Raw genomic sequence first — 4,344 nt, 5'->3', positions numbered from 1 at the left:
TGCTGGTGGAGGCCCATGCCGCTCCCACCGACATCCTGGATGCCTTCCGGGTCAACGCCGCCATCCACGACGCCCTCAAGCCCAGGGTGGACCTGCCCTCGGGCGGCTACGTGATCATCGAACCCACCGAGGCCCTCACCGTCATCGACGTGAACTCGGGCTCGTTCACCCGTTCGGCCAACGCCCGCGAAACGGTGCTCTGGACCAACTGTGAAGCGGCCGTCGAGATTGCCCGCCAGCTGAAGCTGCGCAACATCGGCGGTGTGGTGGTGATCGACTTCATCGATATGGAGTTGCGCCGCGATCAGCTGCAGGTGCTGGAGCACTTCACCCAGGCGGTCCGCGATGACGCCGCCCGTCCCCAGATCGCCCAGCTCACGGAACTGGGCCTGGTGGAGCTCACCCGCAAGCGCCAGGGCCAGAACGTCTACGAGCTGTTCGGCCGCGCCTGCCCCAGCTGTGGCGGACTGGGCCATGTGGCTGTGCTGCCCGGCCGGGACAGCCTGCAGCCCCTGGCCAGTGCCGCTGGACTGGTGCGGGCGGCGGCACCGGCGGCCCGCGGCGAGACAGCCACCACGGCCGCGCCCTCCGAGAACGGCCATGGCAGCCGGCGGCGCCGCGGCGGCAGGGGTGGCGGCCGCAGCCAGGGCGAGCCCTCCGATGCCACGGTGTTCGTGCCTGTGGCCCCGTTGCTCGACCAGGACGCCGCCTACGCCACCGCTCACAACACCTCTGACAGCTCCAGGCCCGCCACGGAACCGAGCCAGCGGCGCCCGGAACCGGAGGTGCTGGTGGTGTCCATGAGCGAAGACCAGGAGGAGGTGTACGGCTGGCTGGGTCTGAATCCTGCCCTGCTGCTGGACAACCCGGAAGCGGCTGAAGCAGCGGTGGTGCGGGTGGTGCGCCCCGGCGAAGATGCCAACACCGTGCTGGAGACGGCCCGCCAGGATCTGGCCGCCAGCGGCTCGCGGCGGCGGCGAGGTCGGGGCGGCCGAGGCAGCCGTGACGGCCAGGGCTCAGCTGAGGAGTCGGCCCAGGGAGGCACGGCAACGGCGGCGGCCCCTGTCGCTGCTCCGGTGCCCGCACCCGTGGAGATCACCCCCCTGCCGGAGCCCGGGGTGGCTGAGGAAACCGTGCTCACCGTGTCGGTTCCGAGTGTCGCCGCCGGCGAAGCTCCAGCCGACACAACCGCCCCGGTGGCCGCTCCCAGCCGTGGCCGCAGCCGCCGCAGGGCGGCTGACGCCTCCGCGGCGCCCCAGGCTGCGGCCGTGCTGACGCCCACGGCGGAAGCGGCTGCTGATGGGGGCGAACCACGCCGCCGCCGCCGCCGCTCCTCCGCTGCCGTCTAGGCACGTTGGCCGAGGACCACTGGCTGGGATGGCCCCCCGGCCGTTGCGCCGGGGTGGATGAAGTGGGCCGGGGCTGCCTGTTCGGCCCCGTGTTCGCCGCCGCCGTGGTGCTCGACTCCACTGCAGCGGACACCCTGCTGACCCAGGGCCTCACCGACAGCAAGAAGCTCTCCCCCAGGCGCCGCGCCATCCTGGTGCCTCAGATCGAGAGCCTTGCGCTGGCCTGGGGGCTGGGCCAGGCCTCCGCCGCCAGTATCGATCAGCACGGCATTCGTGACGCCACGGAGGCGGCCATGCTGCAGGCCCTGCAGCGGCTCCCTGCGGAGCCTGGGCTGGTGCTGGTGGATGGGGTGCTGCCCCTGCGGGGCTGGCCGGGAGAGCAGGTCTGCCTGGTGCGGGGTGACAGCCGCCAGCCAGCAATCGCCGCGGCCAGCGTGCTCGCCAAGCAGGCGCGCGACGGGCTGATCCGCCAGCTGGCGGCCTCCTATCCGGGCTACGGGCTGGAGCGCCACGTGGGCTACGGCACGCCGCAGCATCGGGCCGTCCTGCTGCAGCTGGGGCCCACGCCCCTGCACCGCACCAGCTTCCTGCGCAAGCTCTGGCCAGGCCAGGCTGCCGGGCCTCAGGGCAGCCGCTGATGCTCGAGGCACCAGCTCTCGAAGTCGGCCACCAGCTGCTGGCCCACCCGGGCCTTGATACCCAGCAGGATGCTGGCGAGGATCGAGCGCCCCGTGGCCTCCAGCACCTTGTGGGGAATCAGCCGCAGCAGCTGGGGCTGGCCCACGCTCACGGCCAGGTTGGCCTCGCCCTCGAGCCCCTCGTCACCCGCCTCCAGCCAGGAGCCCAGCCTGAGCTGGAAGTCCTCCACCAGGCCGAGGCCCTCCAGCTGGCAGTCGCTGGCCACCAGCTCCAGCCGTCCGGGCTGGAGCTGGGTGCGCAGGTCCACCACCGGCTGAACCTTGAGCTGGAACACCTCAAGCCGACTCACGGCATAGCGGTAGTGCCCCGGCCCCAGGCGCTCCAGCTGGCTGGGGTCGAGCAGCGCCTTCACGACCCGGTCTTCATCCGCCAGGTATCCGGCGAGCCGCTGCTGCTCCTGCCGTACTCCAAGTTGCAGTTGCTGACTGGCTCGAAAGGCCAGGGGCATGGCCTGAGGGCCGGCGCGGCATGATCTTATCGGTCGCCCCGCGGGGCTCCTGTCCCCCTGACGGTTGTGATGCGCGTTGCCTTTCTGGGTCCCAGCGGCACCTATGCCGAGCAGGCCACCCAGCAGCTGCTGGCCCTGGAGGCTCTCACGGAGGCGGAACTGATGCCTCAGCCCGGGATTCGGGCGGTGGTGCAGGCCCTGGCCCAGGGCGACTGTGACGCCGCCGTGGTGCCGGTGGAGAACTCCGTGGAGGGTGGGGTCACCACCTGCCTCGATGCCCTCTGGGAGCATCCCGACCTCACCATTGCCCATGCCCTGGTGCTGCCGGTGCGCCATGCCCTGCTGGGCTCCGGCAGCCTGGAGGGGATCAGTGAGGTGCTCTCCCATCCCCAGGCCCTGGCCCAGTGCGCCCAGTGGCTGGCCGAGCACCTGCCGCGGGCCCTGCAGCTGCCCACCAGCTCCACAGCCGATGCCGCCAGGATGGTGGCCGGCAGCCGCTTCCGGGCTGCGGTCGCCTCGCAGCAGGCTGCCGCCGAGCACAACCTCCAGGTGCTGGCCTACCCGGTGAACGACGTTCCGGGCAACTGCACGCGCTTCCTGCTGCTGCGCCGCGGCAGCCGCTCCCATGCCGGTGCCCTGGCCAGCCTGGCCTATTCGCTGCACTCGAACCAGCCCGGCGCCCTGCTGGAAGCCCTGGCCTGTTTTGCCCGCCGCGGTCTCAACATGAGCCGGATCGAGTCGCGCCCATCGAAGCGGGAGATGGGCGAGTACATCTTTTTCGTGGATCTGGAGCTCTCCGCGGGGCCTGAGCTGCTGGAGGCGGCCCTTAACGACCTGCGCCCCCTCTGCGAGCACCTGGCCCTGTTCGGCGCCTATCCGATCACCAGCCGGGTGTCGGAGTCGTCGTCGTAGTCGCACCAGCTGTCCGGGCGCTGCCCTCCGGCCGCTCCAGGGGCTTGTGGCCGCGGAAGACGCCGAACTGCATCAGCCCGCTGCGAAAGGCCCAGTCCATCAGCAGGATCGTCGGCGTCTCGCGCAGGCCCTGCAGCACCGCTCCTGGCCCCAGGCCGAGGATGGCCCCAGGCCGGCGCAGGCCCTCCAGAATCGAGTCGATCCAGGAGGGCAGGGTGGCCGCCGTCCAGTCGGCGCTGTCCACGGCCATCCCGCCCGCCCAGGGGCTGCCGCCGAGATTGGCCCGCAGGGAGCGGATGCTGGCGAACTCCGGATGGGCCCACTGCTCCAGCAGTTGCCGCATCACCCAGCGCTCGCGCCGATTCATGGCCCCGTCGCGGGCATCGCGCCGGTTCCAGTCGGCCACGGCCAGCAGGCCTCCGGGCCGCAGGCTGCGCAGCAGCCCATCGGCGTAACCCTGCTTGTCGGGCATGTGGGGTGAGGCCTCCACACTCCAGACGGCGTCAAAGCTGGCGTCCTGCACCTCCAGGGCCATGGCGTCCATCACCGCGAAGCGGCAGTGCTGGCTGAGGGGGGCTGGCGTGAGTTGCCGCGCTCTCTCGATCTGCAGCGGGCTGATGCTGATGCCGAGAACATCGAGGCCATAGTCGCGGGCGAGGATCCGGGCACTGCCGCCGATGCCGCAGCCCACATCGAGCACCCGACTGCCTGGCGGCAGCTGGTCCAGGCCGCTCCAGCGCACCAGTGCATGCACGAAGTCGGCCTTGGCCTGGCGGAAATCCCGGCTGCCGGGCCGGCCCGGCGGTTCGCCGTAGTGGCCCAGGTGGATGTGCTCGCCCCAGAGCCTCTCGAGCAGGGCGTCCTGGGTCCAGCGGTCGTAGGCCGCGGCCACGCTGGCGGAATCCTGATAGCGGCGGTTGCGGCGCAGCCAGATAG

The 4,344-nt window shown here is 71.5% G+C and carries 5 protein-coding genes; 3 read left to right on the top strand and 2 right to left on the bottom strand.

The features are described 5' to 3' along the window. Positions 1 to 1,349, top strand: a 1,349-nt coding sequence (locus IQ216_RS11920) for a ribonuclease E/G (RefSeq protein ID WP_193815625.1), incomplete at its 5' end; no start/stop codon positions are given. A 5-nt stretch (positions 1,350 to 1,354) separates the two neighbouring features. Further along, on the top strand, positions 1,355 to 1,987 hold the full coding sequence (locus IQ216_RS11915) for a ribonuclease HII (protein WP_193815624.1): 633 nt from the start codon (positions 1,355 to 1,357) through the stop codon (positions 1,985 to 1,987). Here the strand turns inward: IQ216_RS11915 and IQ216_RS11910 are convergent. Next, complete coding sequence (locus tag IQ216_RS11910; protein ID WP_186697331.1) at positions 1,972 to 2,496, bottom strand: DUF1997 domain-containing protein; 525 nt, start codon at positions 2,494 to 2,496, stop codon at positions 1,972 to 1,974. The two genes, IQ216_RS11915 and IQ216_RS11910, sit on opposite strands and share 16 nt — an antisense overlap. Positions 2,497 to 2,565: 69 nt before the next feature. Here IQ216_RS11910 and pheA point away from each other — a divergent pair, with 69 nt between their 5' ends. Continuing rightward, positions 2,566 to 3,408 (top strand): prephenate dehydratase, encoded by an 843-nt coding sequence (pheA, locus tag IQ216_RS11905; RefSeq protein ID WP_193815623.1) that lies wholly within the window; start codon positions 2,566 to 2,568, stop codon positions 3,406 to 3,408. Here pheA and IQ216_RS11900 read toward each other — a convergent pair. After that, positions 3,377 to 4,342 carry a methyltransferase domain-containing protein gene (locus IQ216_RS11900; protein ID WP_370566736.1) on the bottom strand — a complete coding sequence of 322 codons (966 nt, stop codon included), beginning with the start codon at positions 4,340 to 4,342 and terminating at the stop codon, positions 3,377 to 3,379. The genes pheA and IQ216_RS11900 overlap by 32 nt on opposite strands. Positions 4,343 to 4,344: the final 2 nt, after the last annotated feature.

The sequence above is a fragment of the Cyanobium sp. LEGE 06143 genome (assembly GCF_015207535.1).
Lineage (GTDB): Bacteria > Cyanobacteriota > Cyanobacteriia > PCC-6307 > Cyanobiaceae > NIES-981.
The sequence above is the reverse complement of the archived record's forward strand: the minus strand, read 5'-3'. Positions and strand labels throughout refer to the sequence as shown.

What these genes read in the sequence shown, in the direction of transcription:
- IQ216_RS11910 (WP_186697331.1), bottom strand. Translation starts at nt 2,496, where the DNA reads ATGCCCCTGGCCTTTCGAGCCAGTCAGCAACTGCAACTTGGAGTACGG.
- pheA (WP_193815623.1), top strand. Translation starts at nt 2,566, where the DNA reads ATGCGCGTTGCCTTTCTGGGTCCCAGCGGCACCTATGCCGAGCAGGCC.